Annotated in this window: 15 protein-coding genes; 4 read left to right on the top strand and 11 right to left on the bottom strand. The window is 42.3% G+C overall.

What is annotated here, in order from left to right:
• Position 1: 1 nt before the first annotated feature.
• Positions 2 to 682, bottom strand: coding sequence for a pseudouridine synthase (locus J3P37_RS05815; RefSeq protein ID WP_256010106.1), 681 nt, complete (start codon positions 680 to 682; stop codon positions 2 to 4).
• Positions 683 to 685: 3 nt separating this feature from the next.
• A complete protein-coding gene (locus J3P37_RS05810; protein ID WP_256010105.1) occupies positions 686 to 874 on the bottom strand; it encodes a hypothetical protein in 189 nt (62 codons plus the stop codon).
• A 149-nt stretch (positions 875 to 1023) separates the two neighbouring features.
• Between J3P37_RS05810 and lysS the strand changes: the two genes are divergently transcribed.
• Together lysS and J3P37_RS05800 are read left to right on the top strand one after the other, a co-directional pair.
• Entirely contained in the window at positions 1024 to 2745 is a 1722-nt protein-coding gene (gene lysS, locus J3P37_RS05805) for a lysine--tRNA ligase (RefSeq protein ID WP_256010104.1), read from the top strand.
• Between the two features lie 204 nt (positions 2746 to 2949).
• Positions 2950 to 3153: a hypothetical protein gene (locus tag J3P37_RS05800; protein WP_256010103.1), complete on the top strand. Its 204-nt coding sequence runs from the start codon at positions 2950 to 2952 to the stop codon at positions 3151 to 3153.
• A 70-nt stretch (positions 3154 to 3223) separates the two neighbouring features.
• On the opposite strand, the gene J3P37_RS05795 is transcribed toward J3P37_RS05800, so the two are convergent.
• Positions 3224 to 3448, bottom strand: coding sequence for a hypothetical protein (locus tag J3P37_RS05795; protein ID WP_256010102.1), 225 nt, complete (start codon positions 3446 to 3448; stop codon positions 3224 to 3226).
• Between the two features lie 364 nt (positions 3449 to 3812).
• On the opposite strand from J3P37_RS05795, the gene nirB reads away from it, so the two are divergent.
• Both nirB and nirD read left to right on the top strand, forming a co-directional pair.
• The gene (gene nirB, locus J3P37_RS05790) at positions 3813 to 6317 is read left to right on the top strand and encodes a nitrite reductase large subunit NirB (protein ID WP_256010100.1); all 2505 of its coding nucleotides are present in this window, start codon (positions 3813 to 3815) and stop codon (positions 6315 to 6317) included.
• Between the two features lie 33 nt (positions 6318 to 6350).
• The gene (nirD, locus tag J3P37_RS05785; protein ID WP_256010099.1) at positions 6351 to 6716 is read left to right on the top strand and encodes a nitrite reductase small subunit NirD; all 366 of its coding nucleotides are present in this window, start codon (positions 6351 to 6353) and stop codon (positions 6714 to 6716) included.
• A 332-nt stretch (positions 6717 to 7048) separates the two neighbouring features.
• On the opposite strand, the gene J3P37_RS05780 is transcribed toward nirD, so the two are convergent.
• From J3P37_RS05780 to J3P37_RS05745, 8 genes are all read right to left on the bottom strand, one after another.
• Complete coding sequence (locus J3P37_RS05780) at positions 7049 to 9373, bottom strand: chondroitinase-B domain-containing protein (RefSeq protein ID WP_256010098.1); 2325 nt, start codon at positions 9371 to 9373, stop codon at positions 7049 to 7051.
• 49 nt (positions 9374 to 9422) lie between these two features.
• Complete coding sequence (locus tag J3P37_RS05775; protein ID WP_256010097.1) at positions 9423 to 10700, bottom strand: hypothetical protein; 1278 nt, start codon at positions 10698 to 10700, stop codon at positions 9423 to 9425.
• A 21-nt stretch (positions 10701 to 10721) separates the two neighbouring features.
• Positions 10722 to 12302, bottom strand: coding sequence for a RagB/SusD family nutrient uptake outer membrane protein (locus J3P37_RS05770; protein ID WP_256010096.1), 1581 nt, complete (start codon positions 12300 to 12302; stop codon positions 10722 to 10724).
• A gap of 20 nt (positions 12303 to 12322) precedes the next feature.
• Positions 12323 to 15571, bottom strand: coding sequence for a SusC/RagA family TonB-linked outer membrane protein (locus J3P37_RS05765; protein WP_256010095.1), 3249 nt, complete (start codon positions 15569 to 15571; stop codon positions 12323 to 12325).
• 207 nt (positions 15572 to 15778) lie between these two features.
• A complete protein-coding gene (locus J3P37_RS05760) occupies positions 15779 to 16531 on the bottom strand; it encodes an SDR family NAD(P)-dependent oxidoreductase (protein ID WP_256010094.1) in 753 nt (250 codons plus the stop codon).
• Between the two features lie 15 nt (positions 16532 to 16546).
• Positions 16547 to 17821, bottom strand: a complete 1275-nt coding sequence (locus tag J3P37_RS05755) for an MFS transporter (RefSeq protein WP_256010093.1) — start codon at positions 17819 to 17821, stop codon at positions 16547 to 16549.
• Between the two features lie 7 nt (positions 17822 to 17828).
• Complete coding sequence (locus J3P37_RS05750; protein ID WP_256010092.1) at positions 17829 to 18716, bottom strand: alpha/beta hydrolase; 888 nt, start codon at positions 18714 to 18716, stop codon at positions 17829 to 17831.
• A gap of 29 nt (positions 18717 to 18745) precedes the next feature.
• A complete protein-coding gene (locus tag J3P37_RS05745; RefSeq protein ID WP_256010091.1) occupies positions 18746 to 19081 on the bottom strand; it encodes a cupin domain-containing protein in 336 nt (111 codons plus the stop codon).
• Between the last annotated feature and the right edge of the window lie 3 nt (positions 19082 to 19084).

The raw sequence follows: 19084 nt of genomic DNA, 5'->3' as shown, positions 1-19084 counted from the left end.
CTTATTCCCAACCCATTATCTTCTTCACTCTATTAAACTCATCCTGCAAAGGTGCCTGAATGTGGATGGCCTCCTTAGTTAGAGGATGTTTGAATTCAAGCTGTGATGCATGAAGCAGCATGGTGGTCATATCCCAGTTTTCCTTGAAGAAGCGGTTCTGCTTATTGCAACCATGCGGCCTGTCGCCAATAATAGGATGTAAGATATGCCCGAAGTGTTTCCTGATCTGGTGCATTCTGCCGGTAGAGGGTGTCACCTCCACAAAAGAATAACGGGACGTCGGATGATTTCCCAATGGGATATCCAGTTCAGCCCTGTCTAAGGTATTGTAACGTGTAAAAGCATCCTGCAAGACACCATTCTCTTTCCTCAGCGGATAGTCGATTTCCTGCTCGTCGGGAGTATATCCTCTCACTATGGCAAGATACTTCTTCTCCACCAGATTTTCTGCAAACTGCTGATGCATTTGGGTTTCTGTTTGTTTATCGAGCGCAAACAAAAGTATACCGGCCGTTTTTCTATCCAGCCTGTGAACAGGGTTCACCCACTGGCCGATCTGGTCCCTCAATAGCTGAAGCGCGAACTCTTCGGCGTCCCTGGCTATAGATGATCGATGTACCAGCAGGCCATGAGGCTTGTTAATGGCAATAAGATGTTCGTCTCTGAATAGAATTTCCAGCATCCCTTATTCGCCCGTTTCAGGAAGAGCTTCAAGGATTGTTGTCAGAAAATCAGGACGTTCTTCCAGGATCTGCAGCTGACCTTCAAGGGTTTTTACCTCTTCCTCCAGCTTCTGAATGTCCTCTCTTTTCGACTTTATTTTTTGCTTTATCGAAGAAATCACTATCTGTGATCTGCTTTTTGCTTTAGCCATTCTGATTGTTTTTATGCAATGATTAACGGGGCGAAATTAATGCTTTTAAACAATACTTAAGCAAATACTCTTCACATTCAATAAAAGCGAAAGTATGTTTATTGATTAATATATCATAAATACTACTTTTGCAGAAAAACTTGTATACAATGAGCATCGGACTGTCCGAACAGGAAATTTTACGCCGCGAGGCGTTGCAGGAGCTGCGCAAGTTGGGCATAGAGCCCTACCCCGCTGAAGCTTATGAGGTAAATGTTACCGCCCGGGATATCAAGGACAACTATGAGCGCGATAAAACTAATTATAAGAACATTAGCTTTGCCGGCCGGATTATGAGCCGCAGGATAATGGGCAGCGCGGCATTCGTAGAACTCCAGGATTCAACAGGCAGAATTCAAACTTATTTGAAACGTGATGAGATCTGTCCCGGTGAGGATAAGACCTTATATAATACTGTCTTCAAAAAGCTTCTGGATATAGGCGATTATATAGGAATCAAGGGATATGTTTTTACCACGCAGACCGGAGAGATCTCTATCCATATTTCTGAGCTAAAAATTCTTGCTAAATCATTGAAACCACTTCCCGTTGTAAAACGCGATGAAGAGGGCCATGTATACGATGGATTTACTGATCCTGAACTACGTTACCGCCAGCGATACGTTGACCTGACGGTGAACCCGCACCTGAAGCAAATTTTCATTAACAGGTCGAAGGTGATCAACACCATGCGTGCTTACTTCGACAACCAGGGATGGATGGAAGTAGAAACCCCTGTATTGCAACCCGTTCACGGCGGAGCTGCAGCACGGCCTTTCAAAACGCATCACAACACCCTGGATATGCCCCTGTTTCTGCGTATTGCGAATGAGCTTTACCTGAAACGCCTTATTGTTGCCGGTTTTGATGGAGTATATGAATTTGGTAAGATGTTCCGCAACGAAGGAATGGACCGTACGCATAATCCCGAATTTACCTCCATGGAAATATACGTAGCTTATAAAGACTATGTATGGATGATGGCGATGGTAGAGGAATGCCTGGAGAAAGTGGCTTTGGCTATCCATGGTTCAACGAAAGTGCCTGTTGGTTCTCACGAAATTGATTTTGCAGGACCTTACGAAAAGCTTTCCATGTTTGAATCAATACAGAAGTATACAGGCATCGATGTTTCGGAGCTTGACGAGCAAGGCTTAAGAAAAGTTTGCGCAGACCTTGGAATATCTGTAGATCCATCCATGGGTAAAGGCAAACTTATCGACGAGATCTTTGGTGAAAAAGTGGAGGCCCAGCTCATTCAACCTACTTATATCACGGATTACCCGGTGGAAATGACTCCCCTGGCGAAAAAACACCGCAGCAAAGAAGGATTGGTTGAGCGCTTTGAACTCTTCGTAAACGGTAAGGAAATAGCCAACGCCTATTCAGAATTGAATGACCCTCTTGATCAGAGGGCACGACTGGAAGATCAGCTTTTACTTGCCAATCGCGGCGACGAAGAAGCGATGGCAATGGACGAAGATTTCCTGCGCGCATTGGAATATGGCATGCCTCCTACCGCAGGGTTGGGAATCGGCATCGACCGTCTGGTAATGTTAATGACAAATCAGAGCACTATACAGGAAGTACTGTTCTTCCCGCAGATGCGTCCGGAGAAAAAACTAAAAGTTGCCTCTCTAGACGACTTTGTTGCTATCGGGGTGCCTGCAGTATGGGTTGCTGTGCTGATAAAAATGGGATTTAATACTATTGAAGAGCTTAAGGCAGCAAATCCAAATAAAGTATTTAACGATCTGGGTGGAATGCGAAAAAAACTGAAGCTTGACATCCCGGTGCCTTCCAGAGATGAAGTGCTGTTATGGTTCGAATAAAGGCTTGCCTTTTATATCATATTTCATTAAGGAGGCTTGCAATAAAAAATGCAGGCTTCTTTTTTTTCAGGCAGGTGAAATTTTGTAAACAATCTATGTAAACTGTGTGTAATTACAAAGAATTTCTTTACATAATGTTATTATAAGGGAAATATTTTTTTTACAAACGATTTATACATTTATATTGAATAAAAATTACGAAATATGAAACTATCTAGCATTGAAATTACAGAAAACGAATATCTCATTAAGTTAAACAAAGATGAGTTTGATCTCTCTCTCATTAACACTTTACTTAAACGTATACAGGCTGAAAATTTCTTCTCATTTCAACGAGAGGACGATGAAGACTTAATAAGCAGAAACAGAGAAAGAACTTCGTACTTTGGCCATTTAGACGATAAGTAAGATGTTACCCTAATCCAATGAATATGATTATTCTTTACCCGATACCCTATTATACAGGGGCCTGAACTCTTCAAGCCCCTTTTTTATTTCTAAACCTCTCCCCCATCCTGAACCTTTCCGTCATCCTAAAACTCTCTTTTATCCTGAACCCCTCCGTCACCCTGAAACTCTCTGTCATCCTGAAACTCTCTTTCATCCTGAAACTCTCTTTCATCCTGCCCCCTCCGTCATCCTGAACTTGTTTCAGGACCTCTTGCCCCAGAATGGCCTTCAAATGCTCCTCATCAAATCCCATTCACCCTACCCCTCTCTATTTACCATTTTTTCCTACCAATAAGCCACACCCGCGATCAACTCATCAAAAAAAAACAGAATAAACTATCACAAAAATCAAAAAAATTCACCATTCAATCATTTTTCCATTAGAAAAATCGCAATAAAACCAAACAAAATCCAAAGGCAACTAAGAAAACTAGTCAAATACAATAATAAATGTTGTCATAATTCTAAAAATCACAACAAACCTCATTTTATATTGCCAACATCATGAATTTTCTATCTTTTTTAATAAATTTGTTATAAATAATATTAAACAGAAGAAAAAACGCAGCAATCTTCTCTTTAAGATCAAAAAAAAAGGTGCTTTAACAAATTTTATCATGCTAAACGAAAAACCAACAATTATTGTAATCGGAAATGGAATGGTTGGCTATAAGTTTTGCGAAAAACTGGTAGCAAAGACCAATTCCTTTCGATTAGAAGTCTTTGGCGATGAGCCTAGACCGGCGTACGACCGTGTTCATCTGAGTGAATACTTCAGTGGGAAGACAGCTGATGATTTATTGATGAATACTTTAGAATGGTATGCTGAAAACGAAATCAACCTGCATCTAAATGATCCGGTCCAGGAGATCAACCGCGACAATAAAACCGTACATTCCTTAAAAGGAACCGTTTTAAAGTACGATTACCTGGTTTTAGCGACCGGCTCTTCCGCTTTTGTGCCTGACATTCCGGGAGTTGAAAAGGAAGGTGTTTTCGTTTACCGGACAATTGAAGATCTTGAACTGATCAGTGCCTATTCAAAGAACGCCAGAAACGGCGCGGTAATGGGAGGTGGCTTATTGGGACTGGAAGCAGCAAAGGCATTGATAGACCTCGGCATAAAAGACACCCATGTTATTGAATTTGCTCCCCGCCTAATGCCCAGACAAATTGATCAGCCTGGAAGCGCTATGCTGCAAATGAAATTAAAGGAACTAGGCTTACAAATACATCTTAATAAAAGCACTACAGAAATCGCAGGCAATGGCAAGGTCGATGCATTAAATTTCGCTGACGACTCGTCGCTTCCTATTGATATGCTGGTTATATCAGCCGGTATTCGTCCAAGGGATGAACTTGCAAAGCTTGCCGGACTGGAAGTTGGCACCCGCGGCGGTATTGTGGTTAATGAAAGCATGCAAACTTCAGACGAATCGATTTTCGCGATTGGAGAATGCGCTTTATATAATGGAATGATCTACGGCCTGGTTGCCCCGGGATATGAAATGGCCGAAGTGGTGGTCAGCAAGCTTAATGCGGGCGAAAAACAATTCACCGGCTTCGACATGAGCACTAAGCTTAAGTTGATCGGTGTGGATGTTGCCAGCTTTGGAGATCCCTTCATTAATGAACCAGACTGCCGCACCATTGCTCTTGAAGATACAAGTAAAGGAGTTTATAAACGTATCAACATCACCAAAGATGGTAAAACTCTTTTAGGTGGTGTACTTATTGGCGATGCAGAAGACTATAACATGCTTCTGCAAACCGTAAAAAATAACATGGCCCTGCCACCTAACCCTGAGGATCTGATTCTGGGCGCACGTGGCGGTGAAGCTGGAGAAGGTGGCGCTGGTGTGATGAGCCTGCCAGACGATGCATTGATCTGTTCTTGCGAGGCAGTTACTAAAGGCGCAATTTGCTGCAAGGTAAGAGACGAAGGAATCATCACCGCTGACGGCATTAAAAAGGCCACAAAAGCCGGAACAGGTTGCGGAGGTTGCATGCCGATGGTTAAGGACCTGGTAAACGGCACTCTGAAAGAACAGGGAATGTATGTTAAAAATGTTATTTGCGAACATTTTGACTACTCGCGCCAGGAACTTTTGGACATACTGAAGATGAACAATGTAAGAACTTACGATGAAGCACTTGACCATTATGGCAGAGGCGATGGCTGTGAGGTTTGCAAACCGGCCGTAGCAAGCATCCTATCCGGGCTTTGGAATGACCTTATCGTTAAGCAGCAACCTATCCAGGACAGCAACGACCGCTATCTGGCCAATATTCAGAAAGGAGGCACCTATTCTGTAGTTCCCCGAATTCCTGGAGGAGAGATTACTCCGGAAAAATTGATAGTGATCGGACAAGTTGCTCAGAAATACAATTTGTACACTAAAATCACAGGCGGACAGCGCATAGACTTGTTCGGAGCCCATGTAAACGATCTGCCAAATATCTGGGAAGAGTTAGTTGATGCTGGATTTGAAAGCGGACATGCTTATGGCAAGTCCCTTAGAACCGTTAAGAGCTGTGTGGGAAGCACCTGGTGCCGTTTTGGATTGCATGACAGCGTATCCTTTGCCATAGAGGTTGAAGACAGGTACAAGGGAATCCGGTCTCCGCACAAATTAAAAGGAGGCGTAAGTGGTTGTATCAGGGAATGCGCTGAAGCTCAGGCAAAGGATTTTGGAATCATAGCTACAGAAAAAGGCTGGAACTTATATGTCTGTGGAAACGGAGGCTCTAAACCACAGCATGCACAATTGATAGCAGCAGACGTAGATAAAGAAACTTGTATAAAATACCTAGACCGCTTTTTGATGTTCTACATCAAGACCGCTGATCCGCTTACCCGGACTGCAACATGGTTAAATAAAATGGAAGGCGGCTTATCTTACCTAAAAAACGTCATCATTAACGATAGTCTGGGCATTTGTGAGCAGCTGGAAGAAGAAATCCAGGGATTAATTGATACTTACCACTGTGAGTGGAACGAAGTAGTTAAAAATCCCGAATTACGTAAGCGTTTCAGTCACTTTGTTAACGCGCCGGAAGAAAAAGATCCATCTGTGGCTTTTGACACCATGCGTGAACAGGTTAAAGCCAGAGAGTGGTAATTATTTGAATATCTAATTTTTTGAATGAATAACATGGAAATCGAACTAACATCAGATATAAAATGGGTACTTGCTTGTAATGCCAGTGATGTACCGGAAAATGGCGGAGCATGTGTTAAACATGAAGACGAACAGATTGCCGTATTCAACTTCACCCGGAAGAATGAGTGGTTTGCTACCCAAAATCTTTGTCCGCATAAACAGCAAATGGTTTTGTCCAGGGGCATGATCGGCAGCACCGGCGAAAACTGTGAACCAAAGGTAGCTTGCCCTTTCCATAAAAAAACGTTTTCGCTTCACAGCGGCGAATGTCTTAGCGGTGATGATTTTTCTATAAAGACCTACCCGGTAAAGTTGATCGGAGAGAAAGTTTACATCGGGATAAGGTCAACAACTTAAAATTCGCCATTGTTACCATCGTTAAATATCGTTACCCGGCAGAAATGCCGGGTTTTTGTGTTTTATCAGACAGTCTTCGCACAGACGGGGGGCGAAGGAATGTAGGATGACCCTTTATCGACTTACCTGTCCATAGAATTCCGCAGGGTTTCTATGGATTCATCAATAAAAAAGAGTCTCTGACTCGCTGGGCGCCAAGTATTAGGCGGCTAAAGAGTCAGAGACTCCAATTCATGGGAGAATCCGTAGTCCCTCCAACGCAGGCCCTCGCTACAGACGAAGGAAGAAATTTAAGATGACGAAGAAACGAAATCATTATACCTACTTTGCTGCTAAAGATTAAACCCTAATGCTCTGCCTTCAGAAGATTTATTAAGTAATTGAGAATCTTTTTGTAAACTAAAATCAAACCTGTCCGGGTCCTTAAACTTCGGTTCAGTATTGTAGATGTGATTTCCTGTTACCCTGTTATAGAAAGATTCTATTTTCCCTGATTGATACAGATTGCAAAAATCAACCATAAGATCGTCTTTGCCACTTTCCTGGAAATAAACAGAGCGTCCTCCCTGCCCGCTTTTATTGAAAATGCAGTTGGTAATGCTGGCCTGTTGCACGCCCAGCAGGCTAAGCACGGATCCCTGTTCCCGGTTATCTACTTCATTAAAAGTACAGTGGTTTATATTTAATAATGGCCCGGTAGTACTTTCGTCATTCCCCCCGCGGTATAAATTAAGTGCAGAACCCAGAATCCCAGTAAACAGGCAGTTCTCAATCGTTGTAACTTCTGCGTTATAAATGCCTTTGTCATCCTTTTCTGAAGACAAATCCAGAGCTGTTCCTGAGATATTTCTGAAAACAGAGTTCTTTATAGTCAGGCTATCAGCATAGGTACCCTTACTTGCTTTAAAAGCACTAAAGCTGCTCTCATTGAAGTTATAGAATTCACAGTTGTCAACAGCTAACTTATAATGCAGAATCATCGGTTTGGTACTGGTCGTGATGCCGGCCTGGACGTCTGCATAATTCTGGTAACTGCCATTTAATGCTATTCCTTTGACGAGCAAAGCTCCTCCGTTCTCAATACAGATGAAAGATCTCAAGATCTTATCACTCACGTTTACCAATACCGGTTTTTCTTTTAAGCCTTCAGCGGCGATAATGGTGATTGGTTTACTTATAAACAGTTCGGTCTGAAGTGGATAGATGTCTGTTTCCGTTAATACTATCGTATCCCCTGCATCTGCATTGCTAATCAAATGCTCTAGTCTGCCAGCTTCAGCAGCCGGTACTTTAATTCGTTTACCTTTGCGACTCACTGTTTTAGCCGTGGGCTTATACCAACTGGCACCCGTTGCTTGCACTTTTATTAAGGGAAGCTTTGAAGGATCGGCACCTGCTCCGGAAACTGGCTTAGGTATTTCAATTCCTTTAAAACTCTTATTGGTTGCTTTAACATTTTTAAACCCTGGAGGAAGTGTTTGCTGTTTAGCATTGACAACCGCGTTCGCAGTGAAGGAAATGCCGGATTGGTTATGATCTGTGTAAAGCGGCTCAGACGGCCCGGCAATAAGGTTATTTCTGAATTGAACGTTCTCCGGTGCTGCCGTACGTTCAGTATCTTTGCCTGCGCCAAACTCAATACTCTTGCTGTTAACAAATGTATTGTGATGAATATCTGCATCCTTAACCTGGTGATAACGATTAATTACAGAGTTTGGCACCCCGTTCATCACAGCCAGTGCAGAGCGGAAATCATCCCCTTTTAAGTCAATTAAAACATTATTGAATACTTTATGACCAGGATTTATCACACGGATTCCTCCGGTAAAGGGCTTATTGTTGCCCAGGAAAAGGTTTCCTTCTACAACGTTGTTGCTTCCATGACGTAAGACCAGGCTACCTTCGCATTCAAAAAATGTATTGAAGCTAATTTGGTTTTCACCCGATTTGACAGAAACCACTTCCACCTCGCCATTACACCTTTCGAAATAATTATATTTAATATTAGTCCTCGAAGGTGTAAGGGAGTATTTGGATACACCCACACGGATGGTTTCACCCCCATTTGATCCAAGGCGCTGCCTGCCTTTAAAGTAATTGCTGTCAATACTGTGGTAGTTCTGCTGGCTTCGTTCATCAGTTAATTCCACGATCACAGTGGTGCCAAGGTTTAGCTTATCCACGAAAGTGCAGTGGTCCACCCTGTTGTTTTTTCCAAATAAAACCAGCCAATGATCGCTTGTGAATTTTTCAGGTTTGCTGTAATTTTCTATGACAATCCCAGTAAGCCGGCAATTGTTAGCCAGTTTATCATTGCTGGTTCTGAATTCAATAACGTCACCTTTGGCTGCGTAGCCGTTTTTGAAATACAGGTCTTTAATAATCAGGTGTTCCCCGGATAGTTTTAGGGACGAATTTCCTGATAAGATAACAGATCCGGGACTTTGAGCAGAAATCCGTACAGGCTTTTGCGCCGTACCGGTACCGCTTAAAACCAAGTTGGCATCTTTCCATTCGCCACTGGCAAGTATGATCTTATCGCCAGGTTTGGCATTGGCTACAGCAGCTTTGAGCTCTTTGGAGTTGTTGACGATTTTTGTTTGAGCAGCCGCAGCAAATGCCCCAGCTAGTAACAAAATAGTTAAAAAAGGTCTCATTACATCAAAATTAAAAGAGAGACTCAATCGGTCTCTCCTTTCACACTCATTATTTCTTTTGAATCATTATTTCAAACTGCACGGTTGAGGTATTACCCGTAGAAGTAGCTTCACGAATCTTGATCAATGCATTTTTGTAAGTGGAAGGATTTCCAATATCCGGAATGCGGACATATATCAAAGAAGCAGTGGTTAAGTTAAATACAGATGTAGTTCCTGCAGATGCCGGATCAAATCTTGCGGATACTCCGGTTGCTGCCGAAATAGAGTTTGCGGTAAAATAGGCATTGTCCAAATTTGCTATTGTGTTAGCATCAAATTGTGTATACAAATTGTTGATACCTGTAGTACCCTGAACCAACACCCTGAACTTTGTCGCTCTCATTGCCGCAGGATTTTGTATTGTCCAAGAAACTCCGTTACACCTGAAATTTGCCGAGACATTGCCAGTATTAGTCGGGCTATAAAATGTAGGTCCATTACTTGTCGCATAGTAAACAAACGCCATCACAGCTTCGGCTTCATTTAAACTGCAATTACCAAGAGTAATTCCAGATTCGGGAATAAATATGGTATTTGTCCCTGTACCGTGCGCAGTCATGAAGACTTTGTAATACGAGTAAGGAACGTCCAAATCTACTATTACCTCTTCGGGTATGTCGATAGCATCCGTTACTACAATTTTAAGTTTCGAAGCACTCTTGGTATAAGAATAGTTATAGTTCAAATCGTAGGTTTTGGCACCGTTCAGGTTTGTGATGCTCTCCACCAACTCGAAACTTCCCTTATAATTATCATAAATTTCGATCTTCGCAATGCCGCTTTCTGCTTCGATCTTCCCGCTAACCAGTGTTGTACCGCCAGTTGTAACGGGTGTAAGTATAGCTGGAAATCCCGACAATTCGGGTCTTTCCGGCATAAACGAAGATATTCTAAACTGATCTTCCGAAGATGTGTTATCCAAATGCCTCAGCACTACCTTTACACCAGTTGCCTCTTTCATATCAAAAGCCGAAAAGCTCTCGTTGGGAATAGTGAAATTATAGTCGAACTGGTTTTCTTGCGCAGGTTCTTCAGTATGTACTAATACCGGAGGATTTTCCTCTCCTCTCAATAAATAATAATACACCAGTTTAATACCGGATGCCGATTGAATATTACCACTTAATTGTGCTTCAGGCTCGAATTTTTTCGTAGCCAAATTATACACAAAATCACCAAGCGTATAAGTATCGGCCGGTTTAAGCTCTTTCTCCTCTTTGCAGGAAGTCATGATGACCAAGCCTAGCAAAAACACACAAGCTACTTTATTAATAATTCCTTTCATGATAAACCTCCTTTATGGCTTCTAATAACCACTGTTTTGAGCAATTTTAATCTGAGTATTGGTATCAATCTCCCGCTGGGGGATTGGTAATAACAACCGATCCTGTGTTACCAAGCCCTGCAATTGAGCTAGTGTAAGAGTATATTTTCTATAATGAGAATCAAACTCTGAAGCAAAGTAATTCCTGATGTAATCTACAGCTTTGCCCGTGCGTAAAAGGTCAAAAAAGCGCTGGTTTTCGAATGCGAGCTCTAACCTTCTTTCATTGAACAATGCTTCTTCAAACTTATCGTCGGTAATAGCATTTACATCAGACGGATCTGTAGGATATACATAAAATGCTGCATTAAAATCACCAGTACTGAACGTTGTGGCACCGGCCCTTTGCCTGATCTGATTGATTATGGAGACAGAAGTACCGCCAGCCCCGTCAAATCCAATTGCTTCTGCTTTCATTAAAAGGATATCTGCAAAACGCAGCACCGGAAAATCATTCTCAGCATCATCCTCAATCAATACCTGAGATAGGTATTTTTTTGTATAAAGCTGACTAACGTAGGTACCAATATTTACATCCTTTCTCAAATCTTTGTTTCCGGCACCTGGAGTCTTATAGGCCTGACTTAAATTTGTTGATGGGTAACTGTGTCCCCTCCCATCTCCGTTCACCACCGCATTGCCACTGGCAAGAGGAGCAAAATAATTTGCCATCCAGTTTCCCATCCCCAGTCCGCCCGCTTTAAAACGAACGGCGAATAATATTTCTTTATTCATTTCATTACTGATGGCAAATACACTACTGTAAGTAGATTCCAGTCCATAGCCACTATTATCAATAACATCATTAAGCAGCAGAAGTGCCTCTGATTTACGGTCAAGAGTTAAGTAAACTTTAGCCAGCAAACCTTTTACGGCCCAAATAGTCGCACGTCCCATATCGTCTTTATTCATTGATCCGTAGGGCACTCTTTTCAGCTTCGTCTCTGCGGCTTTTAGATCCGCTACGATGAAATTCCAGCAATCCTGAACAGACGACCGGTTAATTTGTCTGGCGTTCTCGGCCTCAAGAGGTTCTGTAATTAAAAACACGCCTCCGTACAGGCGTACCAGGTTAAAGTAATGATAGGCACGCAGAAATAACGCTTCTGCGGCTAACTGGTCACGCTCAGAATCTTTAACTTGCGCCAGTCTTTCTCCAAACTCAACCTGTCCGTTGCTGTATTTCACCCCAAGACTTTTGAGTACATAATTGATACTTCGAATATTTTTATATTCAGCCAGCCAGTAATCATAGACATCGGGATGATTCGTATTTAGTTCGTAGGTGTCAAGATGCAGCAGGAAAACATTCTCCGCAGATGAACTATTGATCACATTCAATTTTAAGTTATCGCTTCGCAGATCTGTAACACGCCATTCACTTCTGAGAGGCTCCTGCAAACCTTTATAACATCCTGTGAGTGCAACATCTACTTCGTTATAATTGTGATAATAATCTTCAACCCTTTCATTAGAAACAGGCTCCACATCTATTATTTTCTGACATGCCGAAAGGCTAAAGCTCAGTATAACTCCTGATATTATATATTTAAATGATTTCATTTGAATCGTCTTTAAGTAGTTTATAAATTCAAATCAACACCAAAGGTGAATGTACGGCCAATTGGAAATGCACCCCGCTGGTAACCACTTATCAGGGGCGAGCTATATTGATTCGTAGTAGTAAGCGCTTCTGGATTAATTCCACGGTAAGTTTTGCCCATTATATAGAGAAGGTTATCGATCGATCCATAAAACCTTAATCCTTTTAAGTTTGCTTTCGCGGCAAATTTCTTTGGCAAAGTATATCCGATAATCACATTTCTGATAGCAGCATAAGACGCATCCTCAATTACATAATCAGTCAGCATCCAATTTTCACCATTGGTATAATAAGGAGTTTTTCCATCCCCTGGATTAGCTGCACTTAACCAACGATTCTCAGTAAACTTTGGATTATATCGTTTATTTTCATTGTAATTGGCATCACCATTTATCACTTTGGCGCCCTGAACTCCCTGCAATAATATATTTAAGTCAAAACTTTTGTACTTAAATGCATTGGTGAGGCCCCAGGTAAAATCTGGAAATGGTGTGCCTAGAATCGTGCGATCCTCAATACTTATAACATTGTCACCGTTCACATCTACAAACTTCAATCCTCCTGCCTGATAGTATCTGGATAACGTTGAAGTTTGACCGTTTGTCTTGGCTTCATCGATTTGAGCTTGAGAAAGCCATACACCGTCGGTTTTATATCCGTAATACTGAATCGCCGGTCCTCCTAAATAAGCAGCATATACTTCTTCACGTTCACCATAATTTAATTGATACTGCTCTCCACCGAGATCCAGTAATTTGTTTCTATTGGCTGAAAGATTAAAAGACGATTTCCATTCAAAATTTCTTTTCGAAAAATTTAATGAGCTAAAATCAAGTTCTATACCCTGATTCCGGACTCGTCCGACATTATTCCAGTGGTCGTAAGAACCACTAAACGACATAGCGGTTTCCTTAAACAATAGGCGGTCGGTAACTTTATTATAGTAATCAAGCGCAACTGTAAACTTACTTTTGTTAAAACCTGCATCGAAACCAATGTTATATTCATAAGTCCTTTCCCAGGTGATACTTCGATTAGAAAGTGTATTACTGTTTGGAGCCAGGCCTGGACTTACAGCACCAGTACCATCGCCAAATGAATAATTACCCGGATATAACAGGTTATAATAAGCGAAGCTCTGGATACGGTTATTACCAGTCGCGCCATAGCTTGCCCTGAGTTTTAAATCGCTAAGCCAATTCACCTGTTGTAAAAAAGACTCCTCTTTTAAGCGCCATCCAGCAGAGACAGAAGGAAACCAACCGTATTGCCTTCCTTTATTAAAATAAGTGCTTCCATCAGATCGCAAACTTGTTGAAAACAAATATTTCCCTTTGTAGTCATAAGTGATCCTACCAAGATAAGAAATCAGCCCAATGGGTTCTTGGGTCGTATTTGTTAGAGATTGGTTAATCTGTGCGGCTTGATTTATAGTTTGAAAGTCTTCATTGGGAAAGTTATACCCATTTATGTTGGATAAGAAAGTTGTCGTCTTTTGAGCAGTATACCCTAATAATCCAGTGAAGTTGTGGTCTTTCTTCTTAAAGGAATAATTCAAAGTGTTCTCCCATAGATAGTCAACTAATTTCCGGGTTCCAAAAGTTGCCTCGTTTACCTGACCGTCATTACGCGAGTCTGTTTGAATAAAGCTGTTATTCTCCTGATATGTGAAATAGCCGCCGATCGAAGTTTTAAAAACCAGGTTAGGCAGAAAATTAACTGAAATATTACCACCACCAAGCATCCTGTATGTATGCGTATTGCGGTCCTCTCGATCCATAATGGTAACAGGGTTATTTGAAGTGGATGACCATGGATCTACGCTACTTCCTGTGAAATAACTTCCATCGGGCATTAAGCCTGCATAACTCAAATCACTGAAGTGCCGTGGTTGTGCATAGTCACCGGCTTTAATATTCGCCCATTGAGGATTCTGATTTACGAATGCGGCAGTAAATTCGTTATGAAACACAGGAATGAACGAGGCGTAGCGGTAGTAGTCAGTGTAATTAACAGGTGGTCTGTTTATCTTGTTATAACTTGGATTTAGGTTCAATCCGAAAGTAACTTTTTTACTTAAGGACCCGTCTATTTTTGCATTGAAGTTTAGCTTGTCATTCTGACTTTCCTTCATTATCCCCTGATCTCTTTGGATGCTGCTTGAGATGTAATACCGAAGGTCTTTTTTACCTCCCGAGATATTGAACTGTACGTTATTAATACTGGCATCCCTCAATCCTTCCTGCTGCCAGTCGGTTGGCGAGCCACTGATCTGGCTTTCAATAATATAGGATGCCTGCTCTCCAGCGCTTATCAGATTTCGCCTGTTAGCTGGCACGGTAGGATCATTAGCCCGTAAAGCAGCCTCATTATATAACATTTGTGCGTAATCTGTAAATGTCATATGCGGATTAAGCTTGTAGGCCTCTTTTATTCCTGTATAGGCTTTTATGGAATACCTAGGCTTGTCCGACCTGCCGCTTTTAGTGGTGATCAGAATCACTCCATTGGCACCCCTGGATCCGTATATCGCAGCAGATGCGGCATCTTTCAACACTTCAATGGAAGCTACATCCTGAGAGTTAACAAATGCCAGCCCGTCGGGTACAGGATATCCGTCCACCACTACAAGAGGTTCAGAGTCTGCACTTATAGAATTTAATCCCCTTACCCTGATCTGTGGTGTTGCGCCTGCTTCAGGATTTACATTCTGGATGTTTACACCTGCTAGTTTACCCACCAGAGCATTGTCTAAACGGGAAGCCGGAATCTCGTCAAGGTTCTGGTTCTCCAGTTTGGTTATAGACCCTGTTAGGTGTGATTTTTTAACAGTACCATAGCCTACTACTACTACCTCATCCAGGGCTTTGGTATCGTCTTCAAGAATAACATTGATGGCTTTACGACGGTTAACTGCAACCTCTCTGGTTTTAAATCCTAGAAAACTCAAAACAAGGGTAGCATTATCGGGAACCTGCTTGAGTGTGTATTGACCCGAGGCATTGGTGGTGGTACCATTTTTAGTACCTTTTACTATCACACTCACTCCAGGCAATGCATCACCTTTTAGGTCTGTTACCTTCCCGGTTACGGTGATATCCTGGGCTAATTTGCTTCCGGCTGCTGTCTTTTCCAGGCCGAATGCTTCTGCGTTCCATTGCAAAACAAGCCCCAGCATAAGCAGAGCGACCCCAGTTTTGCAGGTGGAAGAAAATCCTGGTTTAATCATTACAATTTAATTTATTGGTTATATGATTAATCGCCTGACTACGTTGTCAGGTGGTTATTTGTGGAACTGGTTTATGGTTCCGATATTGGTTGTTTAACGCCTTTATTTCGTTTAATGCAAGGGTGGTTATTCCTCGTATAATTGGCTTAAGTTTTATCCGGATTGACTGTTTATACCCAGACAATCCGGAGGGATTTATTTATTTTTTTAAGAGAAGGCAAGACCTCCGTTAATATCAATGTTATTCCCGCTGATGAAGCTTGAGTCGCTGGAAGCAAGGTAAGCCACCAGGTCTGCAACTTCCTGGGCACTTCCCTCTCTGCGCAGCGCTGTCGCATTGCAAATGTTCTGACGAACCTGAGGTGTACTGTGCACATCATGGAAGGTTGTAGAGATTACTCCCGGAGCCAAAGCGTTTACACGAATGCCCTGCGGACCCAATTCTTTTGCCAGTGAACGAGTGTAGGTCATTACCGCACCCTTCGCCGCTGCATAAACACTTGCTCCCGGACCACCGCCATCACGAGCTGCTAAAGAGGAAAAGTTGATGATGGAACTACCTTCAGGCATGAAAGGCACAACTGCCTTAGAAACCAGGAAAACTGATTTGAAGTTCAGATCAACCAGGAAGTCAAAGAAAGATTCCTCCATTTCTACCAGCTTCTTCCTCCCAACCAGCCCGCCGGCAACGTTAGCAAGAATATGAATTTCTTCTCCGAAAGCCTCTCTAGCTTTAGCAACGAGGTTATTGGCATCGTCAGCTTTAGTCATATCTCCGTAAACAATAATGGATTGGCCGCCTTCTGCTTTGATCAGGTCAGCTGTTTCCTGAGCCTTAGCTTCATCATCAAAATAATTGATCACTACTTTTGCTCCTTCACGGGCTAACTGGCAGGATATAGCTCTGCCTATGTCTCTTGCTCCACCTGTTACAACTGCTACTTTGTTTTTTAAACGCATCTTGATTTATTTAATTTAATTTTTAGAACTCATGAATTTAACTGATAACCAGGCGAGCGGAACTAAAGCCGCTCCCAGTAAAAAGAAGGACACATAACTCGTTTGTGTAATAACAGGCACTGCCCAGGTAGTAAATAAAGTACCTATAACTGCAGCGGTGCCGCCCATACCTGCAACGGTGCCCACATTTTTCCCATTGAAATAATCACTAGGGAGAGTTTGAAGGTTTCCGATAAGAAACTGGAAGCCAAACAGGGTCAGGCCGATTAAGCCCATCGCCAGGTAAGGACGATCCTTTAAAGAATCCAGGTAGAATAGGATGGCTACCAGTCCAAGCATCATTAAAACGGAACCTACTGTAATTGCCTTTTTTCGTGCAACTTCCGGATCTGCTCCTTTTTTGATCAGTTTGGAGGAATAAAAACCACCCAGTAAACTTCCGATAGCGGCGCAGAGGTATGGAAACCATGTAAAGGCACCGATCTGTTTGATATCAAAAAGGAATTGCTCCTTTAAGAACGTTGGAAGCCAGGTTACGAATAACCACCACACCGGATCTATAAAAAAGCGGCCGAGAATAATACCCCAGGTACTTCTGAAGGATAAAAGTTCCTTCCATGACAATGCTGGTGCATTTAAAGCGGCATCCTGTGCTTGTGCGGGTGAAGACAATATGTGCTGTTTCTCTTCTTCCGTGATCCAGGGATGTTTATCGGGATTCGCCTTATTAATAAACAACCAGGGAATCAACCAGATCAAGCCCAGACCACCGATCAGGAAGAAAGTAGCCTTCCAGCCAAACGTCACAAACAATATAGCAATGATCGGCGCAGAGATCACTGATCCAAGGGAGGCTCCTGCACCAAATATTCCTTGAGCAATGGCTCTTTCTTTCGCCGGAAACCACTCAGCGTTACTCTTTGTCGCCCCCGGCCAGTTGCCCGCCTCAAAAAATCCAAGCAGGAACCTGAAAACATTGAAAGAAAAAATAGACTTGGCCATCGCATGTAATGCAATCGAAATGCTCCATCCGGCAATCGAGATTGCCATACCCATGCGTGTGCCAATGGCATCCATTAACTTACCTGTTGATGTTTGACCTATAGCATAGGCTACCATGAAAAATGAAGTAATCAGAGCCAGTGTACTTTTATTATCGACATCACTTATCCCAAACTCATGATAGATATATGGCCACATAATATTGATGGCACTCCTATCAATATAATTGATAACTGTTGCCAGGCCGATCAGGAAAATGATATACCAACGTAAACCTTGTATTTTCATGGTCTTCCTAGTTATGAACGCCTACACTCTTTAGGAATTCCATGATCTTTACGTTCAGCTCTGAATTTTTTTCTTTCGTGAATTTGCCATGAAGACCGCCTTCTACGGTGATGAATTCAGTTTTAACACCAGCCTCTACCAATTTTTTATGAAGTTCCTGTGATTGCTGATAAGGTACAACCGGGTCAGCATCGCCATGTACTATAAATACCGGGGGGCTGTTCTTTGTCACATAAGTGATTGGAGAAACAGAGTTTCTGAAATTAACATCTGAAGCCTTATCACCCAGCCACATTACGGCAGATTTACTGGTAATATTTTTGCCATAAGCCCAATCGCCCACGTCGGTAATTCCGTATTTATCAATTATGGCAGCTACTTTAACATTGTTAACCCCTTTGCAGTTGGTATCGAAGGTATGATTGTTACCGAGCAGGCCGCCCATTAAAGCAAGGTGCCCTCCTGCCGAACCGCCCATGATTACAATCTTGTTGACATCAATATTTAACTCTTTTGCATTCTTGATCAGGTAAATTAAAGCACAACGGGTATCTTCAACCGCAGCAGGCGCTGTGGCAACCTGCGATAAACGATAGCCAATGTTAGCTACAGCATAACCCTTCTTGAAAAAAGTGCTGAAGCCACTTTGCGTGTCCTTGCTTCCTTTATTCCAGCCTCCGCCATGTATATTGATTACCACTGGAGATGGCCCTTTCTCTTTAGGAGGAAGATAAAGATCCATTTTACCGTCCCATCCCTTTACCTGGGTATAGATCACATTGATCTGAGAAGTGTATCCTTGCGGATAAACCACTTTTCTAACTTCCGGCGTCTCCTGCGCTACTGTTACAAATCCCATCCATAACAGGCAGATTAAACTTATTCCCCTTCTCATATTAAATTGGTTTTTAGATGTGTGTTAGCTTATAAAAAATCTTCCCTGTGAGGGCTGAATATATCGATCAGCATGCCTGGTTCCAGACATACGCAACCATGGATCTCATGGGGAGGAATATAATAACCATCACCTTTTCTGATTATTTTCTTTTGTTCGCCGATGGTCATCTCGAAAACGCCGCTTTCCACGTAAGTAACCTGAGAGTGGTAATGCTCATGCAGGGTACCTATCGCACCTGTATCGAACTTCGCTTTTACCAGCATGATCTTGTCGTCATAACCGTAGATCTGCCTTTGTATGCCATTGCCTAAATCCTGCCATGGAGTTTCTGCATCTATTTGAAATAATGTGCCCTGTAACATGTA

Source organism: Desertivirga xinjiangensis (assembly GCF_024436435.1).
In the GTDB taxonomy this organism is placed as follows: Bacteria; Bacteroidota; Bacteroidia; order Sphingobacteriales; family Sphingobacteriaceae; genus Desertivirga; species Desertivirga xinjiangensis.
The sequence above is the reverse complement of the archived record's forward strand: the minus strand, read 5'-3'. Positions and strand labels throughout refer to the sequence as shown.

What these genes read in the sequence shown, in the direction of transcription:
- J3P37_RS05815 (WP_256010106.1), bottom strand. Translation starts at nt 682, where the DNA reads ATGCTGGAAATTCTATTCAGAGACGAACATCTTATTGCCATTAACAAG.
- J3P37_RS05810 (WP_256010105.1), bottom strand. Translation starts at nt 874, where the DNA reads ATGGCTAAAGCAAAAAGCAGATCACAGATAGTGATTTCTTCGATAAAG.
- lysS (WP_256010104.1), top strand. Translation starts at nt 1,024, where the DNA reads ATGAGCATCGGACTGTCCGAACAGGAAATTTTACGCCGCGAGGCGTTG.
- J3P37_RS05800 (WP_256010103.1), top strand. Translation starts at nt 2,950, where the DNA reads ATGAAACTATCTAGCATTGAAATTACAGAAAACGAATATCTCATTAAG.
- J3P37_RS05795 (WP_256010102.1), bottom strand. Translation starts at nt 3,448, where the DNA reads ATGGGATTTGATGAGGAGCATTTGAAGGCCATTCTGGGGCAAGAGGTC.
- nirB (WP_256010100.1), top strand. Translation starts at nt 3,813, where the DNA reads ATGCTAAACGAAAAACCAACAATTATTGTAATCGGAAATGGAATGGTT.
- nirD (WP_256010099.1), top strand. Translation starts at nt 6,351, where the DNA reads ATGGAAATCGAACTAACATCAGATATAAAATGGGTACTTGCTTGTAAT.
- J3P37_RS05780 (WP_256010098.1), bottom strand. Translation starts at nt 9,373, where the DNA reads ATGAGACCTTTTTTAACTATTTTGTTACTAGCTGGGGCATTTGCTGCG.
- J3P37_RS05775 (WP_256010097.1), bottom strand. Translation starts at nt 10,700, where the DNA reads ATGAAAGGAATTATTAATAAAGTAGCTTGTGTGTTTTTGCTAGGCTTG.
- J3P37_RS05770 (WP_256010096.1), bottom strand. Translation starts at nt 12,302, where the DNA reads ATGAAATCATTTAAATATATAATATCAGGAGTTATACTGAGCTTTAGC.
- J3P37_RS05765 (WP_256010095.1), bottom strand. Translation starts at nt 15,571, where the DNA reads ATGATTAAACCAGGATTTTCTTCCACCTGCAAAACTGGGGTCGCTCTG.
- J3P37_RS05760 (WP_256010094.1), bottom strand. Translation starts at nt 16,531, where the DNA reads ATGCGTTTAAAAAACAAAGTAGCAGTTGTAACAGGTGGAGCAAGAGAC.
- J3P37_RS05755 (WP_256010093.1), bottom strand. Translation starts at nt 17,821, where the DNA reads ATGAAAATACAAGGTTTACGTTGGTATATCATTTTCCTGATCGGCCTG.
- J3P37_RS05750 (WP_256010092.1), bottom strand. Translation starts at nt 18,716, where the DNA reads ATGAGAAGGGGAATAAGTTTAATCTGCCTGTTATGGATGGGATTTGTA.
- J3P37_RS05745 (WP_256010091.1), bottom strand. Translation starts at nt 19,081, where the DNA reads ATGTTACAGGGCACATTATTTCAAATAGATGCAGAAACTCCATGGCAG.